Source organism: Acidovorax sp., from assembly GCF_021287135.1.
Taxonomy (GTDB): domain Bacteria; phylum Pseudomonadota; class Gammaproteobacteria; order Burkholderiales; family Burkholderiaceae_C; genus Acidovorax.
On sequence record NZ_JAJTBB010000039.1, the window covers coordinates 1 to 22,259 of the forward strand.

The window sequence follows — 22,259 nt, forward strand, 5'->3', positions numbered from 1 at the left end:
GCGCCGCGTGCATCTGCGGCCTCGGGCAGTCTGCTGCGTTGCAAATCCTCGCAATAGCTGCGGCTATTGCTGCGTTTTGCGCCTTGCAGCCCCTCCCGATCCGCAGCGCCCACTTACCGCTCAATTCGTGCAGAGCATCCCAAGGGCTGTTAGAACGTCAACACGTTCTCAGGCCGGCAGGCACTGCACCGTGGTGTCGGGCAACGCCAGCTTTTCGGCAAAGAGCCCGTTGCGCTCGGGCGAGATCAGCGCGCCCAGGCCTTGCATCACCGTGACTTCGGCACCCGGCTGCCGGTCGCGGTAGCACTTGCCCAGCAGATCCAGCGTCTGCACCAGCGCCTGCGCCTGCGGCGGTGAAGTTTTCTCCAGCGACTGCGCGTGCTGGCGCAGCCAGCCTTCGTACGCCTCCAGGCTGGGCTGCGGCAGCTTGGCCCGCTCCGCCTCGGGGATCATGCCGGCGAACAGGTTCTGCAGGCTTTGTGTGCCCGGCTGCCCCATCACCAGCACCGCGTCGTAGCGCGCCTCGTAGGCCCCCTGGCGGTAGATGACCTGGTGGATCTGGTAGCGCAGCCGGCCTTTCTCACCCCCCAGCGTGCGCACCAGTTCGCGGGCCGCCGCGCTGTGCGGGTCTGCAGCGAACTGCGCCTCCAGCGCCGCCGAGATCTGCGCGTCCGAGGGGAAGGACGGCGCCGCCTGCGGGGTACAGGCCACCAGGCCCGCGCCGGCCGCCAAATACAAAAAGCCACGCAAGATAATAAATTTCATATTGATGACAACGCTCTGGAAAATCCAGCGGAATTATCAATGTCCGAATGTTCCTCCAGGTATCAGACGGATTTGAAGTGTGAAAACTTGTATGGATTTTGGCCCCCTGCCGGGGCATGGCGCGCGGGCCGTTCGTGTGGGAATGTTTCCTGGCGCGAAGTCATTGCCTGTCCTACAACGCGCAAACTGCCGGCTTTGCCCAGGTGATCGTCGTGCCCGGCGGCTGTGGATAAGTTGGGCCGGCCGGCCCATCTGCGCTGTCTACATTTGTTAACTGTCGCGTTGCAGGCCCCCTTCAAGAATTCGCCCGCAGGCCGCACAAGGCTGCCCGTCGATTAATTTCAACCCTTGGAAGGATTATTGAAATGCGTACCTTTGCCATTACCGCCGCCGCCACCTTGGCCCTGTCCTGCGGCGCTGCATTTGCCCAGAGCGGCAACGTCACCATCCCCGGCCTGCTGTCTGGCAAAGGGTCTGCGGGGTCGGAAGTCACCAACAGCAAGATCTCCGTGACTGGCAACAAGGCCACCAATGTCATCGCGGGCGGCGGCAAGGCCGGCATCAAGGTGGCGGAGGTGTCCATGGAAGGCGTGGCCAACGTCAACAGCATCAACATCACCGGCTCCAAGATCCGCAACTCGGAAATCACGGTCAGCGGCAACGAAGCCACCGACATCAAAGCCATTGGCGGCACCGCCAACGTCAACAGCGTGAACATCAACTAAGACCGTACCGCGCTGTGGGGGCCGGCGGGAGCCGGCCAGCCGCCGACCGGCCAAGGGCCGGGCGCACCCCCACGGCAGCCACCACGACCATCACCACGACCATCACCACCACAAGGGGCTTCTGAGTGTCCACACCGCGCAAGACGCACCGGCGTGAATCTGCCGCCGCGCTAGGGTTGCTTGGCCTTTCCCTGGCCCTGGCCTGCGGGCGTGCGGGCGCGCAGGAATCCATGCTGGCCGGCCTGGGGTGGCACAAGAACAGCGCCGGCACGCAGGTGGACGCCAACAGCCAGATCCAGGTGCTGGACAACCGCTCCACCGGGCCGGTGGTTTCCACCGGCGGCAAGGGATCGGCCCTGGCCAACGCCGGGATGCGCGTGGACCTGGCCGGCACCGCGCAGGCGAACGGCATCGGCCTGGCCGCCATGGACGTGCGGCAGTCCCAGGTGCAGGTGCTGGGCAACCAGGTGACCGGCTTCATCCATGCACTGGGCGGGGCCGCCACCGTCAACATGGTGCTGGCCGCCAGCGCGGAAGGCACCAAGCAGCTCACCGCCAGCCGGCTGCTGGTGCAGGGCAACCGCGCGGCCGAGGTGGCCGCCTTTGGTGCCAAGACGGAGGTGCTGCTGGGCACCGGCTCCCTGCAGATGCCGGGGCGCGCCAGCGCCAACAGCGTGCTGCTGGACGCCACGGACGTGCGCAACTCCGAACTGGCCGTGGTGGGCAACGACGCACGGCGCATCACCTCCATCGGCGGCTCGGCGCTGGCCAATGCGCTCACGGCGGCACGGTCCACTCTGGTGGACACACGAATTTTGCAGACCGCCAACCGCGCGGAGGATGTACGCGCCGGCGGGGGCGGCGGCGGGGTGGGGCGCGGCACGATCGCGCAGGTCAACCTGACCGGCGTGGCCGCCGCCAACGCTGTCACGCTGGCCTCCAGCCAGTTGCGGGGGGCGCAGCTGGTGCTGTCCCGCAACGAGGCCGCCCAGGTCATTGCCACGGGCGGCAGCGCCCTGGCCAACAGCATCAGCCTGACCGACCACCAGCTCGCCGGTTCTGCTGGCTACCAGGCGGGCGTGACCGGCAATACCGCGCGCAACGTGCAGGCCTGGGGCGGCGAAGGTTCCATCCTGGGCGGCGCGCTGGCCGACGTGCGCGTGGCCGCCACCGCCCTTGCCAACACTATTTCGGTGACCCGCGGCGAACTGGCCGAAAGGCCGGTGCACCAGCTGGCCGCCAACGAGGCCCGCGATGTGGTGGCGACCGGTGGCGGTGCCGCGGGCAACAGTCTGTGGCTGGACAACGCCGCCGTGCGCGGCGGCAGCGTGCTGCTGGCGGGCAACACGGCCGACCGGGTGCGCACGGCCGGGGGCAGCGGCAGCATCGGCGCGGGTGCCGTGGGCGCGCTGGAGCGCAACGGCCGCGCGCTGGCCAATACCGTGGTGGCCGACCACCAGGCCACGCTGGAGCGCGCAGCCGTCACCGTCACGGGCAATCGCGGCGCGTCCGTGACCGGCGCGGGTGGCCTGGCCGCGGCCAACAGCGTGATGGTGACGGAAGGGCGCGTGCAGAACACGACCGTCACGCTGGCGGGCAACCGTGCCGACGGCGTGCAGTCCACCGGCTACGCGGCGCAGGCGGGCGGCGGGCTGCTGTTTTCGGCCAGCCAGCAGTCGGCCGCGCTGGCCAACACGCTGTCGGTCACGGGCTCGCAGCTGGATGCGGCCACGCTGACGGTGGCCGGCAACACGGCCTCGCGCCTGTCGGCCCGGGGCGGCGCCTTGCAGGCCAATAGCATCGCGGTCGAAAACGGCGCGGGCGCGCCCTCGCGGCTGTCGGCCGACGGCGCGCTGAGCGGCAACACGGCCAGCGACATGAGCACCACGGCCGACTCCGTCTCCGGCGCCGGGGGGCTGGCCAGCCGCGAAAGCCGCGCCCGCGCAGCCGCCAACGCGCTGGTGCTGCACGATGGCGCGCAGGTGGATGCGTCGTCGTCGTGGCTGGTGGCTGGCAACAGTGCGCGTGGCGTACACGCCACCGGCGGCACGGCGCTGGTCAATGCGCTGGCGGCCTACCGTGGGGCCTCCGTGCAGGGCAGCCCGGTCGTCATCGCGGGCAACACCGGCCAGGGCATCCGCGCCGCAGGCAGCGGCGCGCAGGCGCTGGGGGTGGGCAGCAAATCCAATGGCGTGCTGGCGGCCAACGGCCTGTACATGGATGGCGCGGGCGCGACGGCCCTGGCGCAGAGCAGCCTGCTGGTGGCGGGCAACACCGCCCGGCAGCTGAACGCCGATGGCGGCCGCATCAATACCAATGCGCTGTCGCTCAATGCCCAGGGCCGCGTGCAGGGCAGCAGCATCACCGTGGCCGCCAACACGGCCGCCGACGTGCGCAGCGAGGGCCGTGAAGGCACCGTGGCGGGCTTTGCAGCCTTCGGCAAGGGCATTGGGCAAGCCAATGCCAATGCCGTGCAGGTGCTGGGCGAGATGCGGGCTGCCAGCCTGCAGCTCATCGCCAACCAGGCGGGGCGCGTGGTGGCCACCGAGGGGTTGGCCGCGGCCAACAGCTTCTCCCAGGGCGCGGGTGGCCGGGTGGAAGGGGTGCAGGCGCTGGTGGCCGCCAACACGGCCGTGTCCACGCAGGCCGAACAGGGCAGCACGGCCCTGGCCAACAGCGTGCAGGCCGACGGCACGCTACAGGGCAGCACGGTGCAGGTGATGGCCAACCAGGGCAGCGCCCGCGCGGCCGCCCGCGACGGGCTGGCCAACAGCGTGCGGGCGCAAAGCCGCGGCCGCATTGCCGGCTCCAACGTCACGGTGACCGCCAACCAGGGATCGGGCCAGGAGGGTGTGGCCAACAGCGTGGACGTGGCGGGCACGCTGCAGGGCGGCAGCATCACCATCCTGGGCAACCAGGGCTCGGCCCGCGATGGCGGCGCCATCAACAGCGTGGCGGGCAGCGGGCGCATCACCGGCAGCCAGATCACCGTCATCGGCAATGCAGGGTCGGCCAGCGGCGGCTTGGCCAACAGCGTGCGCGCGGACGGCAGCATCACCGCGTCCAGCATCACCATCCTGGGCAACCAGGCGAGCGTGCAAGGCAGCGGCAGCAAGGTCAACAGCGTCACGGGCTCGGGCTCCATGAAGGGCAGCCAGGTCCTGATCGCGGGCAACACCGGCCGCGCCAGCGGGGGCGGCCTGGTCAACGGCCTGCACAACCGCGGCAGCATGAGCGGAGCGCAAGTGGTGATTACGGGCAACCAGGGCGACGCCACCGGCGGCGGCACGGTGAACAGCGTGGACAACCGCGGCCAGTTGTCGGGCCGCGTGATCATCGCGGGCAACCGGGGCAGCACCACGCTGGGCGGCACGGTCAACTCGCTGGTGAACCGCGGCGTGGTCACGGGCACCGTGGTGATTGCGGGCAACCAGGGCCGCGCCGCCGTGGGGGGCGTGTCCAACTCGGTCATCAACCAGGGCCTCATCACCGGCGTGGTCACCGTGGTGGGCAACAACACGGTGGCGGGGGTGGGCATGACCTCGGGCAGTGTGCGCAACCTGGGCGGGGCCGTCACCGGCGCGGTGGGCGTGGCGGGCAACGCGGCGTTTGCGGCCAACCCGGGCTACACCTACACCCTTCCGTCCATGGGGGTGGTGAACCAGTCGGTCACGGTGCTGCCGGCGTTCAATGTTCTGAACATGTAGCCGCAGGCCGTTTCGGTGCGAAGACGGCTTTGGCGTTTCCCATTTGAAATGGACGAAGGAGTGGCGATGACAACACGAAACCCCGATCTCCCAGCGCGCGCACGGCGGGCGCTGGGCCTGTGCTGCGGTGCAGGAGCACTGGCCCTGCTGGGCACCGGCGCGCAGGCGCAGCTGGTGAACTACGGCGAGCAGCTGGGCGCCTACAAGGACATGGCCAGCAGCGGCGTGCGGCTCAATGACGGCGTGTACCCGTCGGTGAGTGCCAAGGCCCGCGTGAACCGGGCCATCTCGCAGAACACGCTGGTGGACCAGAGTGCGCTGGTGCAGCCCGACGGCACCCTCAAGCTGCCCGAGGGGCAAAAGAACATCGTGATCCGCTCCACCTATTCCGACGTGCAGCGGGGCGCCGACGGCACGCTGCGCATTGCCAGCCCCGTCATCCAGGGCAATGTCACCGGCAACGTGACGCTGTATGTCGAAGGCAAGGGGGTGGAAAACATCACTGTCCTCAATTCAGGCCGCTGACGCACTGCGGCCCAGGCCGCGGGCCTGGGCCGCAAGGTCCCGAGAGAGCGGGGCCGTGGATACCCACTACACCAAGAAGACCACCATGATCCAAAGAACTTTGCGATGGGGCGCGCTGGCGCTCGCCGTCGCTGCCCTGGGCGGATGCGCCTCCACCGAAAACGCCCTCAAGGACGCCAAGACCCTGATGGAAGAGCGCGAGGCCGACAAGCTGCTGCCCGTGACCAATCTCAGCCCCTATGCGCTGGCCCTGGGCCGCTTCGGGCGCATGCTGGACATCTACAAGGAAGGCGACCCCGTCATCTATCTGCAGACCCGCAGCATCCTGGACGCCACCAACCTCTCCAGCCCTCTGGTGGGCGCCGAGATCCCGGGCGACATCACGGAAATGGTGCGCACTGCCGTGAACCGCATTGGCGCCCGGGTGGTGTATGTGCCGTACCACCCGGACTACCTGGTGTCCCAGGCCCAGCTGGGGGCCAAGTTCGGGGTGACCATGCCCGACTTCCTGATCACCGGCGCGCTCACGGAATTCGACCGCGCCATCGCGGGGGCGGGGCGGGTGAACTCCGCAGGCATCGAGTTCGGCAAGGGGGACGGCAAGGTCACGCTGGGCGGGGACGTCAAGCGCACGGCCATCTATTCCGCCCTGGCGCTGGACCTGAACCTGGTGAGCTTTTCCACCCAGCAGATGGTGCCGCAGATCCAGGCCTCCAACGTGGTGAAGGTGCTCAACTTCAGCTCCGAGGACAACGCCAGCCTGGGCTTCTACGGCGATGCCTTCGGCTTCAAGCTGGAGGGCAAGTACCTGCAGGGCCGCCACTCGGCCATCCGCACCCTGGTGGACCTGAGCGTGCTGGAACTGGTCGGCAAGGCCACCAACACCCCGTATTGGCGCTGCATTCCCAATGGCAAGCCCGATCCGGTGGTGGTTGAGAACATGCGCGCCGCGTACAACGCGCTGTCGCCCGAACTCAAGCTCGGCCTGATCCAGGTGACTCTGCGCAAGTACGGCGAGCCCGTACAGGTCACGCAGAAGTACGACGCAGAGACCCAGCAGGCCCTGGAAAAGGTGTACGCCGAGCGGTATGCCGCGCTGGGGCCGGTGGACGTGATGACCTGGCAGGGCTTTGAACCCCTGTTCTTTGGCGTGCCCATGGCTTGGGAGACGGCCGCCACCGCGCCCGTGGCCGGCGCCGGCGCGCCCGCGGCTGCTGCGAAGGCGGGCACATGAGGCCGGGCGTGCGCACCCCGTTGCGGCCCGTCTGGAGGGGGCTGGTGTGTGGGGTTGTGTGGGGGGGTGGCCTGCTCGGGCCGGCCCTGGCGCAGCAGGCCCCCGCGCAGGCCGTTCCGCCCGCCGGAGCTCAGGCCCCCGCCCAGCCGGCCACGCCCCCCGCTGCCGCCACGGCGGGGGCGCGGTTTCTGGAGGCCTGCAATGAGGCACTGGAGCGCGGCGTGGCCGAACTCGGGTGCCAGGGGCCGATCTACCGCAACGAACTGGAGCGCCTGCAGCGCGAGGCCCTGGCCACGCAGAACCCCCAACTGCTCTCGTTCGTGGGCGATGCCTATCGCAACCCGCGCGCCGGCATCGGCGACATGGGGCAGGCCTACCGCTGGTACCTGCTGGCGGCTGTGCGCGGCGACCCTCGGGCGATGCAGCGCCTGGCCGAGATGAACCGCAAAGGCCAGGGCGTGCCCCGCGACAACGTGAAGGCGCTGGGCTATGCCCGGCTGCTGGAGCGCCTGGCGCAGCCCGACACCGGCACCCAGCGCAACGTGCTGTCGCTCATCAACGAGTTGGGTGCCGAGATGGCCGTGGAAGAGGTGGCGCTGGCCGAGCGGTTTGCGTCCGAACTGGAGGCCCGCATCCAGCGCCAGGCCACGGCGGACGTCGGCGGCAAGCCGGTGGACGTGCCGCCGGCCCCGGCGGGTGCGGTGCGGCCGGGCTCGGGGCTCCCCGGCATGTCGGCCGTTCCGCGTTCGCTGCCGGTGCCGGCCACGGCCGCACCCGCCGCGCCGCTGCCTGGCAGTACCTTGCCGGGAACCCCTGGCAAGGCGCCGCCTTGACGGCGATGGATACACAGAAGGTGACCGCCATGGAACAACGCTGCCCCGTGTCCCCCCGCCGTTCGCGGGCCTGGCTGCTGGCGCTGCTGCTGCCCTGCGCCGCAACGGCGGGCCCGGTGGGGCCGCAGGGGACCATCGGCCCCACCGGACCGTTGGGCCCTGCCGCCGCCGACCGGCCCGTGGTGCCGCAGCGCAGCGCCCGCAGCACGGCCTCCGCACCGGCGGCACCTGCGTCTTCGGTGCAGCCCGCCGCCGCGGCCGCGGAGGGCAACCGCATCGAGGTGTCGGGCAATACCGCGTCGGGCACCCGTTGCGCTGGCCCGGGCCACGCCTCCGTCAACAGTGTCGACGTGTCCGGCGCGCGCCTGGAAGGCCGCACGGTCATCGTGCAGGGCCGCAACGCCAACCAGGTACGCACCGAGGACTGTCCGCAGTCGCCGGCGCGTCCGCGGCAGGAGCAGACCCACAGCATCCGCATCCGCTGAGCCGCGCAGTGCAGTGAAGCGCTTTTCTACCGAACCCATGACCTACCCAGCACCCAACCCCCGTTCGTTCCCACCCACTCCCTGGCCGCGTGCGGCCGCCGCCGCGATGGCCGCCGCTGCCCTGCTGTTGGCCGCGTGCAAGGAGCCGGCCGCACCGCAACCCAAGGTGTCCGCGGCTGCGGAGCCTGCCCCGGCGCCCGCGGCCGCGCCACCAGCCCCCGCACCCGCTGCGGCTCCTGCGGCGCAGCCCGCGCCTGCAGCGCCTGCTGCTGCGGCCGCCCCGCGCAAGCAGACCCTGGCCATCCAGGGCGTGGCTCCGGCCGGCGTCACGGTGCGCGTGAAGGGCGTGGAAATGGGGGCCGACGCCACGGTGCTCGACGTGAGCATCTCGTTTGCCAACCGCATCACCGACACCACCATGCTGGCGCTGGCGGACACGTACCTGCAGGATGAAAGCGGCGCCCGCCTGCACATCAAGCGGCCCGACAACAACCGCGACATCACCCTCCGCGAGGGCGAAACGCTGGACGGGCAACTGGTGTTCCTGGGGGCGGTGGCGCCCTCGGCCCGCAAGCTCAAGCTGGTGTTCAACGACGGCAACCAGGGCGACAACATCGTGGCGCCGGGGCTGGTCATCGACCTGCCGCTGCAGGGCGGCTGATGCGCGCCGGATGGACGGCTGCTGGCGTGCGCGCGTTGCGCACCCTGGTCCCTGCGGGGATGGCGGCAGTGCTGGCCTTGGCCGGCGTGCCTGCGCGGGCGTGGGAGGTGGTGCGCAGCCAGCGTGCGCTGGCCGATGTGCCGACGCGGCTGGTGCCAGCCTCTGAAGCGCCGGCCACGGTGCTGCGTCCGCCGCAGCCGGCGGGCGGCCTCGCGGCCCGCACGCAGGAGTCCACGTTGCAGCGCAGCGCCGGCCCGCAGACGGTGCTGCGCGAGGCCGAGGTCCCGCGCGAGCGGCTGGCGCAGACGCGTGCCCTGTGGGCCGAGCTCAAGGCGCGCCCCACGCCGGAGCAGGCCATTTCCATTGACCTGCCGGCCGACGTGCTGTTCGACTTCGACAAGGCCGATCTGCGGCCGGACGCGGCCCCGTCGCTGGACAAGGCGGCCGAACTCATCAAGAGCTACGCTGCGGCGCCCCTGACCGTGCGCGGCCATACCGATGGCAAGGGCACGGACGCGTACAACGACAGCCTGTCGCTGCGCCGTGCCGAGACGGTTTCTGCCGCGCTGCGCCAGCGCACGGGCCGCCCCGCGCGGGTGGAAGGCCTGGGCAAGCGCGAGCCCGTGGCGCCCAACACCACGCCGGACGGCCGCGACGACCCGCAGGGGCGCCAGCTCAACCGGCGGGTGCAAATCCTCATCGGCGTGCCGGGCACGCAGCCCAAGGAAGGCAGGTAGAACAGCATGGCCCTGGTCCGTTGCCCGGAATGTGGGCGTGAAGTGTCATCGCAGGCGCCGGCCTGCCCGGGGTGCGGCTACCCGCTGCAAGAGCGCCCGTCCCCCGCGCCGGGGCCCCAGGGCGCGCTGCAGTCGCCGCACCTGTGGGGCCGCCTCGCCATGGTGTTGGGCGCGTGGCTGGTCACGCCCTGGATCGCCCGGCTGATCGTGGCGCTGGCGGTGTGCGTGCTGGCGTACTTCCTGTTCACCGGCGCACGCTGACGCCGCCGCGGGCCTGGCATCACTCGGCAAGGGCGTGCGCCGGTCGCGTCGCTTGTACCGCACTGGCCAGGGCCACTGCGTCCGCGCCTGCGGCATAGCGCAGGCGCGGCGTCGTATCGGTGGCCGCTGTCCACACCACCTCGGCCACGTCCTGTTCGGTGGTCAGCGCGGCGGGCTGGCTGTAGGCCGCAAACACCGATTGCGCATAGGGCGCGTAAGCGGGCGGGATCAGGCCCTGCAGGCGCTCGGTGCTGTTGGCGGTGAACTGCGTGGTGGGGCCGTAGCCGGGCTGGACGAGCTTTACCCGCACGCCAAAGGTCTGAAGCTCGAACGCGAGCGAGGCGGTGAACCCCTCAATGGCGGCCTTGCTGGCCGTGTAGGCCGCCACCAGGGGCATGGGCGCAAGGGTGGCGCTGGAGGTGACGTTGATCACCAGGCCCGCTGCGCGTGCGCGCATTTGCGGCAGCACGGCCTGGGTCAGGGCCATGGTGCCGAAGGTGTTCGTCTCGAAGATGTCGCGCACGGTGGCCATGGGGGTGGCCTCGAAGGCGCCGAAGAGGCCCACGCCCGCATTGTTGACCAGCACGTCGATGGGGCCCGCGTCGCTCAGCGCCTGGGCAATGCTGGCGGGCTGGGTCACGTCCAGCGGCAGCACCCGCAGACGTTCCGACGTGGGCAGCACATCGGTGCGGGGCGTGCGCATGGTGGCGATGACGTTCCAGCCCTGGGCCAGAAAGTGGCGGGCGGTGGCCAGGCCGTAGCCGGATGAGCAGCCGGTGATGAGGATGGTTTTCATGGTTGGACTCCTGGAGAAGGATGGGTTGCACTGCGAAATCAGTAGGGCAACGATACCGGCCTGAAGCAGAATTATCTACAATCAATGGTCGTGTTTTCTTTTGCAGGAGTCCGGTTTGGTCGATCCTTTGGCCGAGGTAATTGCGCTGCTGCGGCCGCGCGCCGTGTTCTCCAAGGTCGTCAGCGGTGCGGGGGCTTGGGCCGTGCGGTACGCTGAATTCGGCCAGCCCAGCTTCTGCGCCGTGCTGGAAGGGGAATGCGTGCTGGCGGTGGAGGGGCAGGAGCCGGTGATGCTGCGGTCCGGTGATTTCATCTTGATGCCGGCCACGCCGGGCTTCACGCTGTCCGCGGTGGAGGCGGGGGCCGCCGCGCCCGTACTCCGGGACCCCCGCAACAAGCCGCCCGTGCCCGAGGGCGAGCAGGGGCTGCGGCACGGCACGCCCGATGGGCCTGCGGACATGCGCATGCTGGGCGGTTATTTTGAATTCGACTCGCCGGACGCGGCGTTGCTGGTGGCCCTGTTGCCCGCGCTGCTCCTGGTGCGCGAAACGGCCGCGCTGCCCACGCTGGTGCAACTGGTGCGGCAGGAATGCCTGGCCACGCTGCCAGGGCGCGATCTGGTGCTGGGGCGGCTGGTGGAGGTGCTGCTGATCGAGGCACTGCGCAGCGGCCACCACGACGGCGCCCCGCCGGGCTTGCTGCGCGGGCTGGCCGATGCGCGGGTGGCCGTCGGGCTGCGGCTGATGCACAGCGCCCCCGGGCATTCCTGGACGGTGGATGCGCTGGCGCGCGAGGCGGCGCTGTCGCGCTCCACGTTTTTCGAGCGGTTTTCGCGCGCCGTGGGCCAGCCGCCCATGGAATACCTTTTGGCCTGGCGCATGGCCCTGGCCAAAAGGTTGCTCAACGGCGGCGAACTGGGGGTGGCCGAAGTGGCCGAGCGTGTGGGCTACAGCTCGGCCAGCACCTTCAGCACGGCCTTCAGCCGGCATGTGGGCCTGCCGCCAGGGCGCTATGCGCGGCAGGCGTGAGGGTCTCTTGGGGACGCGGTGCCGCGCAGTGGCCGCCGCCAAAAAAAGAAAAGGGCCCGAAGGCCCGGTTCTTTCGTGGCGGCCCGAGCGTGCAGCACGCACGCGGGCCGCATAGCCGCTTAACGCTGGCGCAGCGCGGGCTGCTTGGCGGTGCCGGTGAGGTAGCCCACGCCAGCGCCCGCCTTGTTCTTGTAATTGGCGTTGATGAGGGGATCCAGCGTGCCCTTGACCACGCTGTGGATGCCGCCCCAGTCGCCGGGGTGCTGGAAGTTGCTCATGATGTAGGTCCAGCCGTTGATCTCGTCCACGGCGTGCAGGCCGGTGGATTCGCCGCCCGCGGGGATGGACATGAGGCGCGACAGCTCCTTGGTGTCCACGTTGTAGGCCCACAGGAAGTTGTTCACGTGCTGGCTGCTGTCCTCGCCGATGAACAGGGTGCGCATCTTTTCCGAGAACTTGAGGTTGTCGGGGTTGCAGACCTTGTTGGGGTTGCCGGTGTTGCCCAGGGCGTCGGCGGCGATGTCCTCGCCGGCCAGCAGGGCCTTGGTGTCGACAGGCATCCACTCGCTGTTGATGGCGCCACCAGCGGTGTCCTTCTGGCCGCCGCGCAGGTTCAGGGCCATCACCACACCAGCCTTCAGGGTCTTAGGGATGGAAATGCCATTGCCCGGCACGTTGGCGGCGTCGCCCGCCACCATCGACTTTTCGCAGTTCTGCAGGGCCGAGTACGCGATCTTGTCCTTGGCGTTGACGGTGGTGCCTTCCATCTTGGTGAAGCCCATGCTGGCGCCCTTGAAGGCTGCGTAGCGGTGGGTTTCCAGGAAGGCGGCGGCCTTTTCCATGCCGGGGTTGATCTTGATCCACTCGGTCTTGCCGTTGGCCACGATCTTGGTGTAGCTGGCGTCGCCAGGGTCCTTGCTGGCCACGCTCATGATGTCCGTAGGCTTGAGCGTGTTGGCCAGCTGCTCGATCTCGGCGCTAGTGGCCGAGCCCAGCTTGATCCAGGTGAGCGGAGCACCGTTGGCGGCCGCAGGGTCGATGGAGAAGCCGGCGCCCACCTTGGCGGCGTACAGCGTGCCCGAGGACAGGTCCTTTTCCTTGTCGGCCACGAACACGAAGTAGGCGCTGTTGGTGGCGTCGTCGCCCATCAGCGCGGTGCGCTGGTCGGGCATCACCTGCACCAGTTCGTGCGAGATGCGGCCCATGCAGAAGTGCTTTTTGATGGACGCGGTGCCATCGGGGTTCACCGTCACTTCGGGCATGTGGCCGTAGTGATAGGGGTTGGCCTTGGTCTCGTCGCCAAACAGGTTCTTGCTGTAGGCCTTGAGCTGGGCGTTGCTGCTGTTGAAGGCATCGGGCTCGTACTCTTCGCTGGACAGGTGCGTGCCCCAGGGCGACAGGCTGGCGCCGCAGGTGATCCACAGGCCGTGCACCTTGGAGGTGTCCACGTTGTGGTACTTCACCAGGCTGAGCTTGCCGGTGTTGGGGTCCTGGTCCAGCGTGAGCACGGCGATGGGCGAGGGCAGCTTGCCGTACATGTCGGTCTTGCCGTCTTGCGCCCAGGTGGTGTATTCAAACTGCACCACGGCGAACACGGGGTTGCCCTTGACCCCGTCCACCTTGGCGTTGGGCACGGTGAGCAGCGAGGTGCCGTCGGGCGAATCCGAGAAGAACTGGCGTTCCGCGCCGGGCACGGAGGTGTCGATGATGGCCTTGTTGTTGATGTCGTAGTAGCCGCCAGCCAGCACCTTGCCGCCCTTGCCGTCCGGCACCAGGTCGCCGGTGATGAAGAAGGGCTGGTAGGCCAGGGCATACGACTGCGTGCTGCCGTCGCTGAGCTTCACGTTCAACGAGGAGCCCACCGAGGTGGTGGCCATGGCGGCGGCGCTGGCCAGCGTGGGGGCGGCCATCGACGTGAACGATGCGGAGGCAAAGGTCGCCTCATCGCTGCCGCCGCCGCACCCGGTGGCCAGCAGCGAAGCGGCCGCCGAGGTACCGATGGGCAGCATGGGAATGCCGGCCAGAAGTTGCAGGGCCTTGCGGCGGGTGGGCGTGGTCGTGTGGGACATGGTGGATCGTTGTGGATTGAGGAGAACAAAGAGGCAGGGACCGCCGCGCAGGCCGGGGCCGGAGCAAGCGGGTTGTCCGGCTGCGGATGCTAAGAACGCTGTGTGACAGTGGCGTGAATGCCGGCGGCGACGCCAGTCACGCTGGCGGCCGGCGGCTGCGCTCGGGCCTGCGCGCACGCACGCAGGCCGCATGCAGGCCGCATTCAGGCCGCATTCAGGCCGCCTGTGCCCTCGCCGGGCCGGGTGTCGTTTTTCGGGTGGGGCAGCGGCGCTGCGGGCGCCGCAGCGGCGGCCTTCCGCAGGCCGTTGGCCGGTGGGGCGGGCGGGCGGGTGGGGGCCGCTCAGGCCGCGGGTGCCGGCGGCTGGGCTGCGTCGGCAGCGTCGCTGCCGGGGGCGTCAAAGCAGTCGCGGAACGTGAACACGACCGAGGTGAAGAACATGGCCGCCAGCATCATGGCCGCGCCCACCATGATGCCCCCGGCGGCCGTGTTGGCCAGCCCGGCCAGCGCCAGGAGGGTGGCGACGGTGGCCACCACCAGCCCGCCCAGCAGGAACACGCCCATCCAGCCCAGGCCGTAGACCAGAAACGCCCCGAAATTGCGCACGCAGGCCACGATGCTGAAGAACAGCGCCTTGACCGGCGGCACGCCGTGCCAGTGCACGAGCCCGGGGGCATGCCAGAACAGCAGCGACAACGGGAGGTACAGCGTCATGGAAAGCCACATGGCGCGCTGGAAGGCCGGGTCTTCGGCGATCTCCTGCGTCATCTTGGCGCCGCCCAGGTACACGCTGGCGAACTGCCCGCCGTCCAGCAGGGCGGACAGCCCCATTACGCCCAGGAAGCACGCGGCATACAGTCCCCCCAGCACCATCATGTCGCGCAGGCGCTGCTGGCCGGTGCGAAACGCCACCAGCAGCAACGCCGGCGTGGGAAAGCGCCCCTGGGACGCCTGGGCGGCAGCCACCATCATCACCAGCGTGGACGTAGGCAGCAGCACCAGCGCAACGGCCGGGCCGATCAGCGGGATCAGCGTGGCCAGCGACATGATCGCCATGGTCATGAAGAACAGCGCCGCCAGCGCCATGGGCTGCCGCCAGAACGTCCGGATGCCAAGCGTGACCCAGTCCAGGCCCGTGCGGGCGGAGACGATGCGGAGTTTCATTGCGTTAGGGCAGAAGAGAAGGAAGCAGCGGCACGTGGCGGCGGCTGATGGGCCAGGAATTTACTCCAGCCGTCCAAACCGCAGCGCCGGGCAGGGGATCGCGGCAGGCCGTCCGGCCGCGGGCGGCACTGCCGTTGCGGTTCAGGCATGCACCGGCTGCGCGATGCGGCTGCGCAGCACGCGTTCGAAATGCGTGGGGTCGTGGGGCTTGAGCATCGAGGCCTCGCGGGGCAGGTAGAAGTCCCACAGGCGCGAAATCCAGAAACGCAGGGCGCCGGCACGCAGCATGGCCGGCAGCAGCTCCCGCTCGGGCGCGGTGAGCGGGCGCACGGCCTGGTAGGCCTCCAGCATGCGCGTGGCACGCTCGGCATCGTGTGCGCCGGTGGACAGGTCGATGCACCAGTCGTTCAGGCACACCGCCAGGTCGAACAGCCAGGTGTCCACGCCCGCGAAATAGAAGTCGAAGAACCCGGTCAGCTCCTCGCCCTCGAACATCACGTTGTCACGGAACAGGTCGGCATGCACCGGGCCCCGGGGCAGGGCCGCGTAGGCAGCGCCGGCCGCCACATGGTTCTGGTAGGCCAGTTCCGAGCGCAGCAGCGCCGAGGCGGATTCGCCGATGTGGGGCAGCACCACGGGCACGGTTTCGTTCCACCACGGCAGGCCCCGCAGATTGGGCTGCTGGCGGTCAAAGCTTCGGCCCACCAGGTGCATGCGGGCCAACATGCCGCCCACGGCGGCGCAGTGCGCGCCCTGCGGGGCCAGCTGGCTTTTGCCGCGCAGCTTGTTCACCACGGCGGCGGGCTTGCCGCACACGGTGTGCAGGATGTCGCCGTTCTTGTCGGCGCGCGGGTCGGGCACGGGAATGCCGCCGTGCGCCAGGTGCTTCATCAGGAACAGGTAGAAGGGCAGCTGCTCGGCCGTGAGGCGCTCGAACAGGGTGAGCACGAACTCGCCCTGTTCGCTGGTGAGGAAGTAGTTGGTGTTCTCGATGCCCCCTTCGATGCCGCGCAGCGCCACCAGCTCGCCCAGTTGCAAACGGCGCAGCAGTTCGCGCGCCTCTTCATTGGAGACTTCGGTAAAGACGGCCATCGCTCAGGACAGGGGAAGAAAAACGACTGGTGAAAGCAAAAGGGTGCGCAAGGCAGGGCGGTGCCAGGGGGCCGGGCGCGTGGTACCCCAGCCGGCCGGGGCCGGCGGGATGCGCCGGCGCTCAGAACTTCATGACGTTCCAGACGCGCGGGGCGGTCGTGGTTTCGGCGCCGTTGTGGCTGCCGGCGCGGCTGCGGGCGCCGTCGGGGGATTGCACCATGTAGCCGGGGAGGTTGCCGGTCTTGGGCTGCACCGAGATGCTCTGGGTTTGCCCGCCCACGCGCAGCTCGTCCACCCGGCTGCCGGCATCCTCGATGTGGATGCGCTCCGTGCGCTGGTTGGCGCGGCCCGTCAGTTGCTCTGGATTTGAGAGCGCCTCGCGCTGATCTGGTGCGCCCTGGGGTGCATTTTGGGTGGTATTTTGGGCCAGGGCGGTGCCGCAGGCCACGCCCAGCAGCAAAAATAGGTGAACAGCGCGCATGCTTGCATTGTAGAGGGCGCACCCGCGGGCGCGGCCAGCGCCCGGCAGCCGTGCACAATCCGTGCATGAACGACGAATCCCTGCCCCCCAACGCCGCCCCCGTCTCCGTGGGGGAACCGCCCTCCGCGCCGCAGCAGCCGGGCGGCAAAAAGACCCTGGTGCTGGTGGATGGATCCAGCTACCTGTACCGCGCCTTCCATGCCATGCCCGACCTGCGGGCGGTGCCCGGCGACCGCACCAGCCCGGCCACCGGCGCCATCCGGGGCATGATCAACATGATGCAGGCCCTGCGCAAGGAAGTGCGGGCAGACTACGCCGCCTGCGTGTTTGACGCCTCCGGCCCGACCTTTCGCGACGCGCTCTACCCCGAATACAAGGCCCAGCGCGCCCCCATGCCCGACGACCTGCGCACGCAGATCGACCCCATCCACGAGGTGGTGCGCCTGCTGGGCTGGACCGTGCTGGCCATCCCCGGGGTGGAGGCTGACGACGTGATCGGCACGCTGGCCGTCACCGCCGCCGCCCAGGGCATCGAGGTGGTGGTCTCCAGCGGCGACAAGGACCTGAGCCAGCTGGTCAACGAGCACATCACCATCATCGACACCATGAGCGGCAAGAAGCGCGACATTGCCGGCGTGACGTCCGAGTTTGGCGTGCCCCCGCACCTGATGGTCGACTACCAGACCCTGGTGGGCGACACCGTGGACAACGTTCCCGGTGTGCCCAAGGTCGGCCCCAAGACGGCCGCCAAGTGGCTGCAGGAATACGGATCGCTGGACGCGCTGCTGGCCCGCGCGGGCGAGATCAAGGGCGTGGCCGGCGAAAACCTGCGCGGCGCGCTGGGCTGGCTGCCCACCGGGCGTCAGCTGGTCACCATCAAGACCGACTGCGACCTGACCGAGCACGTGCTCGGCCTGCCCGCACTGGACGCCGTGGCCCTGGGCGAGCCCCAGACCGAGCCGCTGCGCGCCTTCTACGAGAAATATGGCTTCAAGGGCCTGGCCCGCACGCTGGGCGGGGGAGACGCGGCAGCCGCCGGCGCAGCGCCCCCGGTGGCCATGCCCGGCCAGAGCGGCGACCTGTTTGCCGACCACTCGGCCAGCAACGTGGCCGAGCAGGCCCAGCACCGCACGGTGGTGTACGACACCATTCTCAACTGGGCCGACTTCGACCAGTGGCTGGAGCGCCTGCAAAAAGCCCCGCTGGTGGCGCTGGACACCGAAACCGATTCGCTGGACGAGATGCGCGCGCAGATCGTGGGTGTCTCCTTCAGCGTGCAGCCCGGCGAGGCCGCCTACGTCCCGCTGGCGCATGTGGGCCCCGACGCACCCGTGCAGCTGCCGCGCGACGAGGTGCTCGAGCGCCTCAAACCCTGGCTGGAGGATGCCCGGCATGCCAAGCTGGGCCAGCACATCAAGTACGACCGCCACGTGTTCGCCAACCACGGCATCGAGGTGCAGGGCTACGTGCACGACACGATGCTGCAAAGCTACGTGCTGGAAGTGCACAAGCCCCATGGCCTGGCCAGCCTGGCCGAGCGCCACACCGGCCGCAAAGGCATCAGCTACGAAGACCTCTGCGGCAAGGGCGCGCACCAGATCCCCTTTGCCCAGGTGCCCGTGGACAAGGCCGCCGCCTACTCGTGCGAAGACTCCGACCAGACGCTGGACGTGCACCAGGCCCTGTGGCCGCTGCTGGAGGCCGACGAGAAACTGCGCTTCATCTACGCGCTGGAGATCGCCAGCAGCGAGGCGCTGTACCGCATCGAACGCAACGGCGTGCTCATCGACGCCGCCACGCTGGCCGCCCAGAGCCACGAGCTGGGCCAGCGCATCCTGCAGCTGGAAACCGAGGCCTACGAAATCGCCGGGCAGCCCTTCAACCTGAGCAGCCCCAAGCAGCTGGGCGAAATCTTCTTCGACAAACTGGGCATGCCCGTGGTGAAGAAAACCGCCACCGGCGCGCGCAGCACCGACGAAGAAGTGCTGGAGAAGCTGGCCGAGGACTACCCCCTGCCCGCCAAGCTGCTGGAGCACCGCAGCCTGTGCAAGCTCAAGGGCACCTACACCGACAAGCTGGCCCAGCTGGCCCTGCCGCGCACCGGCCGCGTGCACACGCACTACGCGCAGGCCGTGGCCGTCACCGGGCGCCTGTCCAGCAACGACCCCAACCTGCAGAACATCCCCATCCGCACGCCGGAAGGCCGCCGCGTGCGCGAAGCCTTCATCGCGCCGCCCGGCCGCGTCATCGCCAGCGCCGACTACTCGCAGATTGAGCTGCGCATCATGGCCCACCTGAGCGGTGACCACTCGCTGCTGCACGCCTTCCACGCCGGCCTGGACGTGCACCGCGCCACCGCTGCCGAAGTGTTTGGCGTGGAGGTGGACCAGGTCACCAGCGAACAGCGCCGCTACGCCAAGGTCATCAACTTCGGCCTCATCTACGGCATGAGCAGCTTCGGCCTGGCCAAGAACCTGGGCATTGAAACGAAAGCCGCCGCCGCCTACATCGACCGCTACTTCCAGCGCTACCCCGGCGTGAAGCAGTACATGGACGACACCAAGGCCTCCGCCAAGTCCATGGGCTATGTCGAGACCGTGTTCGGCCGCCGCCTGTACCTGCCCGAAATCAACTCCCCCAACGGCCCCCGCCGCGCCGGCGCCGAACGTGCGGCCATCAATGCGCCCATGCAGGGCACCGCCGCCGACCTCATCAAGATGGCCATGGTGGCCGTGCAAAAGGAGCTGGATGCGCACAAGCCCGACATCAAGATGGTGCTGCAGGTGCACGATGAACTGGTGTTCGAGCTGCCCGAGGGCGAGGTGGACTGGCTCAAGAGCCATATCCCGCGACTGATGGCGGAAGTGGCGGCGCTGAAGGTGCCGTTATTGGCGGAGGTGGGGGTGGGGCCGAACTGGGATAAGGCGCACTGAGTTGCAAGAGCGGGCGGAAACGGTCGTCCGTGCGCCTTTTTTTGGGGCTGGGGTGCCCGTCTTTTAGGCGCAGGCAGCGATCCCAACGATGGAGGCAAGCCTGTCTGCAGGGCATTCGCTCCAGCCCAGCGGCGAATCGATCGCGTCGCTAGACTCATTCGTCACCGCTAGCGATCCCGCTTGCTTCCACCAACTCTTTGTTTGGAGCCCGCATGTCTGATCTCACCCCCTACACCCCGCCCGCCATCTGGCAATGGAACAAGGAAAACGGCGGCCAGTTCGCCAGCATCAACCGCCCCATTGCCGGGGCCACGCACGACAAGGAACTGCCCGTGGGCAAGCACCCGCTGCAGCTGTATTCGCTGGGCACGCCCAATGGCGTGAAGGTGACGGTGATGCTGGAAGAGCTGCTGGCCCTGGGCCACGCCGGTGCGGAGTACGACGCGTGGCTGATTCGCATCAACCAGGGGGAGCAGTTTGGCAGCGGGTTTGTGGCGGTGAATCCCAACTCCAAGATCCCCGCGCTGCTGGACCGCACCGATCCGGCCCACCCGGTGCGGGTGTTCGAATCCGGCGCCATCCTGATGTACCTGGCTGAGAAGTTCGGTAGCGCGTTTTTGCCCAAGGACGGCGCGGCGCGGGCGGAGTGCCTGTCGTGGCTGTTCTGGCAGATGGGCAGCGCGCCGTTCGTGGGCGGCGGGTTCGGGCATTTCTATGCGTATGCGCCGGTGAAGATCGAGTACGCGATTGACCGCTATGCGATGGAGGCCAAGCGCCAGCTCGATGTGCTGAACCGGCGCCTGGCCGAGCACGAGTACGTGGCGGGCAGCGAGTACACGGTGGCGGACATTGCCATCTGGCCCTGGTATGGCTTGCTGGTGAAGGGCCAGGCGTATGACGCGGGCGAGTTTTTGCAGGTGCACGAATACACGCACGTGGTGCGCTGGGCCGAGCAGGTGGCGCAGCGCCCCGCGGTGCAGCGCGGGCGCAAGGTGAACCGCGTGACGGGCGACCCGGCCAACCAGCTGCGCGAGCGGCACGACGCCAGCGACTTTGACACCAAGACGCAGGACAAGATCGAAGCGGCAGCGGCTTCCTCTTCGCCCGCGCCCTGAGCCCTTTGCAGGACGCCGCCATGATCACCCTCTACGACTGCGCCACGGCGCCCAGCCCGCGCCGCGCGCGCATCCTGCTCGCAGAAAAGGGCGTGGCCCACGACACCGTGCAGGTGGACCTGAAAAGCGGCGAGCAGATGGGCGAGGCCTACCGCCGCATCAACCCGCAGTGCACCGTGCCCGCGCTGCGCACCGAAGAAGGCCTGCTGCTGGCCGACAACGCGGCGATCACCGCGTATGTGGAGGCGCGCTACCCCGAGCCTCCGCTGCTGGGCGCCACACCGGCCGAGAAGGCCGAGATCGCCAGCTGGAACTGGCGCGCGGAGTTCGAAGGCTTGCTGGCCATTGCCGAGGCGCTGCGCAACAGCTCGCCCGCCATGGCCAACCGCGCGCTGCCCGGCGCGGTGGACTACCCGCAGATTCCGGCCCTGGCCGAGCGGGGGCTGGCGCGGGTGGCGAATTTCTTCGCATTGCTCAACGACCGTCTGGCGGACCGCGACTACATCGCCGCCGGCCGCTTCAGCGTGGCCGACATCACGGCCGTGGTGGCCGTGGACTTTGCGCGCGTGGTGAAGCAAAAGCCGGGCGATCAGCACCCGCACCTGCTGCGCTGGCGCGCGGCCATGGCACAGCGGCCGTCCATGGCGCTGTAGCCGGCGGCGGGCTGCATTGGGGGATTCAAGGATTGCCGGCCCGGCGCGTTCCTTGCATCGTGGCCCCATGCGCCTGCGCCATATCGAAGTCTTCAACGCCGTCATGCTCACCGGCAGCGTGAGCGCGGCGGCCCGCCTCATCAACGTCACGCAGCCCGCGGTCAGCCGCATCCTGGCCCATGCGGAGCTGCAGCTCGGGTTCCCGCTGTTCCACCGGCTCAAGGGCAAGCTCGTGCCCACCAGCGAGGCGCAGACCCTGTACCCGCACATCGAGCGCCTGTTCAACCAGCTGGACGACGTGCAGCGCCTGGCCAACAGCCTCAAGGGCGACCAGCGCGAGGGGGAGCTGCACATCCTGAGCGTGCTGGCACTGAGCTACGAGGTGCTGCCGCGCGCGCTGCGGTTCTTTCGGCAAAAGCACCCGGACGTGAAGGTGACCATCGACGCGCTGCATTCGCCGCAGATCGTGTCGGCCCTGGTGCTGCAGGAGGCGGACGTGGGCTTTGTATTCAGCGCGGTGGCGCACCCGGCGCTCGCGCAAGAGCACCTGGCCGACGGCCGCATGGTGTGCGTGGCCCCCAAGGGCATGCTGGACGCGGCCTTGGTCGCGTCCGGCGTGGTGCACCTGGCGGATCTGTCGGGCACGCCGGTGGTGCGGCTGGACGTGCGCGACCCGATCGGCACCCTCGTCAGCCATGCCTGCCGCGAGGCCGGGGTGGGGCTGCAGACGGCGATCACCGTGCAGACCTACCACGCCGCGCTGGCCCTGGCGCACCACGGCCATGCCGTTGCGGTGGTGGACCAGTGCACGGCGGCGTCTGCCGACGACCGCAAGGTGGATGTGCTGGCCCTGGCCCCCCACATTGCCGTGCCGATCAAATCGCTGCGCACGGTCAACCGCCCGGGCTCGCTGCTGGCCAGTGCCATGACCCAGTGCATGCGCCGGGCGGTGGCCGAAACGCTGGAATCCGTGGGCCTGCGGGAGGCGTAGATCCGA

At 69.2% G+C, this 22,259-nt stretch carries 20 protein-coding genes; 14 read left to right on the plus strand and 6 right to left on the minus strand.

The window, feature by feature from the left end; genetic code table 11:
* Window positions 1-168: 168 nt before the first annotated feature.
* Entirely contained in the window at window positions 169-765 is a 597-nt protein-coding gene (locus tag LWW96_RS09830; protein WP_291486443.1) for a hypothetical protein, read from the minus strand.
* 365 nt (window positions 766-1,130) lie between these two features.
* On the opposite strand from LWW96_RS09830, the gene LWW96_RS09835 reads away from it, so the two are divergent.
* The 9 genes from LWW96_RS09835 to LWW96_RS09875 all read left to right on the plus strand — a co-directional run bounded on the left by LWW96_RS09835 (window position 1,131) and on the right by LWW96_RS09875 (window position 9,933).
* Window positions 1,131-1,490: a hypothetical protein gene (locus LWW96_RS09835; RefSeq protein WP_291486444.1), complete on the plus strand. Its 360-nt coding sequence runs from the start codon at window positions 1,131-1,133 to the stop codon at window positions 1,488-1,490.
* A gap of 125 nt (window positions 1,491-1,615) precedes the next feature.
* Complete coding sequence (locus tag LWW96_RS09840) at window positions 1,616-5,197, plus strand: hypothetical protein (protein ID WP_291486446.1); 3,582 nt, start codon at window positions 1,616-1,618, stop codon at window positions 5,195-5,197.
* Window positions 5,198-5,263: 66 nt separating this feature from the next.
* Window positions 5,264-5,722 carry a hypothetical protein gene (locus tag LWW96_RS09845; RefSeq protein ID WP_291486448.1) on the plus strand — a complete coding sequence of 153 codons (459 nt, stop codon included), beginning with the start codon at window positions 5,264-5,266 and terminating at the stop codon, window positions 5,720-5,722.
* Window positions 5,723-5,807: 85 nt separating this feature from the next.
* Window positions 5,808-6,956: a hypothetical protein gene (locus LWW96_RS09850; RefSeq protein WP_291486450.1), complete on the plus strand. Its 1,149-nt coding sequence runs from the start codon at window positions 5,808-5,810 to the stop codon at window positions 6,954-6,956.
* Window positions 6,957-7,000: 44 nt separating this feature from the next.
* The gene (locus LWW96_RS09855) at window positions 7,001-7,789 is read left to right on the plus strand and encodes a sel1 repeat family protein (protein WP_291486452.1); all 789 of its coding nucleotides are present in this window, start codon (window positions 7,001-7,003) and stop codon (window positions 7,787-7,789) included.
* Between the two features lie 29 nt (window positions 7,790-7,818).
* The gene (locus LWW96_RS09860; RefSeq protein ID WP_291486454.1) at window positions 7,819-8,274 is read left to right on the plus strand and encodes a hypothetical protein; all 456 of its coding nucleotides are present in this window, start codon (window positions 7,819-7,821) and stop codon (window positions 8,272-8,274) included.
* Between the two features lie 37 nt (window positions 8,275-8,311).
* Window positions 8,312-8,935, plus strand: a complete 624-nt coding sequence (locus LWW96_RS09865) for a hypothetical protein (RefSeq protein ID WP_291486456.1) — start codon at window positions 8,312-8,314, stop codon at window positions 8,933-8,935.
* Complete coding sequence (locus LWW96_RS09870; protein ID WP_291486457.1) at window positions 8,935-9,672, plus strand: OmpA family protein; 738 nt, start codon at window positions 8,935-8,937, stop codon at window positions 9,670-9,672. Before LWW96_RS09865 ends, LWW96_RS09870 begins: the two co-directional genes overlap by 1 nt.
* Window positions 9,673-9,678: 6 nt before the next feature.
* A complete protein-coding gene (locus LWW96_RS09875; protein ID WP_291486459.1) occupies window positions 9,679-9,933 on the plus strand; it encodes a zinc ribbon domain-containing protein in 255 nt (84 codons plus the stop codon).
* Window positions 9,934-9,952: 19 nt separating this feature from the next.
* Here the strand turns inward: LWW96_RS09875 and LWW96_RS09880 are convergent, their stop codons facing one another.
* Window positions 9,953-10,729 carry an SDR family oxidoreductase gene (locus LWW96_RS09880; RefSeq protein ID WP_291486461.1) on the minus strand — a complete coding sequence of 259 codons (777 nt, stop codon included), beginning with the start codon at window positions 10,727-10,729 and terminating at the stop codon, window positions 9,953-9,955.
* A 115-nt stretch (window positions 10,730-10,844) separates the two neighbouring features.
* On the opposite strand from LWW96_RS09880, the gene LWW96_RS09885 reads away from it, so the two are divergent.
* Window positions 10,845-11,756: an AraC family transcriptional regulator gene (locus tag LWW96_RS09885; RefSeq protein ID WP_291486463.1), complete on the plus strand. Its 912-nt coding sequence runs from the start codon at window positions 10,845-10,847 to the stop codon at window positions 11,754-11,756.
* Between the two features lie 119 nt (window positions 11,757-11,875).
* Here LWW96_RS09885 and LWW96_RS09890 read toward each other — a convergent pair whose 3' ends face one another.
* The 4 genes from LWW96_RS09890 to LWW96_RS09905 form a co-directional block, all read right to left on the minus strand.
* Window positions 11,876-13,825: an alkaline phosphatase PhoX gene (locus tag LWW96_RS09890; protein WP_291486465.1), complete on the minus strand. Its 1,950-nt coding sequence runs from the start codon at window positions 13,823-13,825 to the stop codon at window positions 11,876-11,878.
* A 341-nt stretch (window positions 13,826-14,166) separates the two neighbouring features.
* Window positions 14,167-14,988, minus strand: a complete 822-nt coding sequence (locus LWW96_RS09895) for a BPSS1780 family membrane protein (RefSeq protein WP_291486467.1) — start codon at window positions 14,986-14,988, stop codon at window positions 14,167-14,169.
* A 141-nt stretch (window positions 14,989-15,129) separates the two neighbouring features.
* Window positions 15,130-16,080: a homoserine kinase gene (locus LWW96_RS09900; RefSeq protein WP_291486469.1), complete on the minus strand. Its 951-nt coding sequence runs from the start codon at window positions 16,078-16,080 to the stop codon at window positions 15,130-15,132.
* Between the two features lie 121 nt (window positions 16,081-16,201).
* Entirely contained in the window at window positions 16,202-16,561 is a 360-nt protein-coding gene (locus LWW96_RS09905; protein WP_291486472.1) for a hypothetical protein, read from the minus strand.
* 65 nt (window positions 16,562-16,626) lie between these two features.
* On the opposite strand from LWW96_RS09905, the gene polA reads away from it, so the two are divergent.
* The 4 genes from polA (at window position 16,627) to LWW96_RS09925 (ending at window position 22,253) form a co-directional block, all read left to right on the plus strand.
* A complete protein-coding gene (gene polA, locus LWW96_RS09910; RefSeq protein ID WP_291486473.1) occupies window positions 16,627-19,494 on the plus strand; it encodes a DNA polymerase I in 2,868 nt (955 codons plus the stop codon).
* 212 nt (window positions 19,495-19,706) lie between these two features.
* Window positions 19,707-20,609: a glutathione-dependent disulfide-bond oxidoreductase gene (yghU, locus tag LWW96_RS09915; protein ID WP_291486474.1), complete on the plus strand. Its 903-nt coding sequence runs from the start codon at window positions 19,707-19,709 to the stop codon at window positions 20,607-20,609.
* A 20-nt stretch (window positions 20,610-20,629) separates the two neighbouring features.
* Window positions 20,630-21,262 carry a glutathione S-transferase gene (locus LWW96_RS09920; RefSeq protein WP_291486477.1) on the plus strand — a complete coding sequence of 211 codons (633 nt, stop codon included), beginning with the start codon at window positions 20,630-20,632 and terminating at the stop codon, window positions 21,260-21,262.
* Between the two features lie 67 nt (window positions 21,263-21,329).
* Window positions 21,330-22,253 (plus strand): LysR substrate-binding domain-containing protein, encoded by a 924-nt coding sequence (locus LWW96_RS09925; RefSeq protein WP_291486479.1) that lies wholly within the window; start codon window positions 21,330-21,332, stop codon window positions 22,251-22,253.
* The last annotated feature ends 6 nt before the right edge of the window (window positions 22,254-22,259 follow it).

What these genes read in the sequence shown, in the direction of transcription:
- LWW96_RS09830 (WP_291486443.1), bottom strand. Translation starts at nt 765, where the DNA reads ATGAAATTTATTATCTTGCGTGGCTTTTTGTATTTGGCGGCCGGCGCG.
- LWW96_RS09835 (WP_291486444.1), top strand. Translation starts at nt 1,131, where the DNA reads ATGCGTACCTTTGCCATTACCGCCGCCGCCACCTTGGCCCTGTCCTGC.
- LWW96_RS09845 (WP_291486448.1), top strand. Translation starts at nt 5,264, where the DNA reads ATGACAACACGAAACCCCGATCTCCCAGCGCGCGCACGGCGGGCGCTG.
- LWW96_RS09850 (WP_291486450.1), top strand. Translation starts at nt 5,808, where the DNA reads ATGATCCAAAGAACTTTGCGATGGGGCGCGCTGGCGCTCGCCGTCGCT.
- LWW96_RS09860 (WP_291486454.1), top strand. Translation starts at nt 7,819, where the DNA reads ATGGAACAACGCTGCCCCGTGTCCCCCCGCCGTTCGCGGGCCTGGCTG.
- LWW96_RS09865 (WP_291486456.1), top strand. Translation starts at nt 8,312, where the DNA reads ATGACCTACCCAGCACCCAACCCCCGTTCGTTCCCACCCACTCCCTGG.
- LWW96_RS09870 (WP_291486457.1), top strand. Translation starts at nt 8,935, where the DNA reads ATGCGCGCCGGATGGACGGCTGCTGGCGTGCGCGCGTTGCGCACCCTG.
- LWW96_RS09875 (WP_291486459.1), top strand. Translation starts at nt 9,679, where the DNA reads ATGGCCCTGGTCCGTTGCCCGGAATGTGGGCGTGAAGTGTCATCGCAG.
- LWW96_RS09880 (WP_291486461.1), bottom strand. Translation starts at nt 10,729, where the DNA reads ATGAAAACCATCCTCATCACCGGCTGCTCATCCGGCTACGGCCTGGCC.
- LWW96_RS09890 (WP_291486465.1), bottom strand. Translation starts at nt 13,825, where the DNA reads ATGTCCCACACGACCACGCCCACCCGCCGCAAGGCCCTGCAACTTCTG.
- LWW96_RS09895 (WP_291486467.1), bottom strand. Translation starts at nt 14,988, where the DNA reads ATGAAACTCCGCATCGTCTCCGCCCGCACGGGCCTGGACTGGGTCACG.
- LWW96_RS09900 (WP_291486469.1), bottom strand. Translation starts at nt 16,080, where the DNA reads ATGGCCGTCTTTACCGAAGTCTCCAATGAAGAGGCGCGCGAACTGCTG.
- LWW96_RS09905 (WP_291486472.1), bottom strand. Translation starts at nt 16,561, where the DNA reads ATGCGCGCTGTTCACCTATTTTTGCTGCTGGGCGTGGCCTGCGGCACC.
- polA (WP_291486473.1), top strand. Translation starts at nt 16,627, where the DNA reads ATGAACGACGAATCCCTGCCCCCCAACGCCGCCCCCGTCTCCGTGGGG.
- yghU (WP_291486474.1), top strand. Translation starts at nt 19,707, where the DNA reads ATGTCTGATCTCACCCCCTACACCCCGCCCGCCATCTGGCAATGGAAC.
- LWW96_RS09920 (WP_291486477.1), top strand. Translation starts at nt 20,630, where the DNA reads ATGATCACCCTCTACGACTGCGCCACGGCGCCCAGCCCGCGCCGCGCG.
- LWW96_RS09925 (WP_291486479.1), top strand. Translation starts at nt 21,330, where the DNA reads ATGCGCCTGCGCCATATCGAAGTCTTCAACGCCGTCATGCTCACCGGC.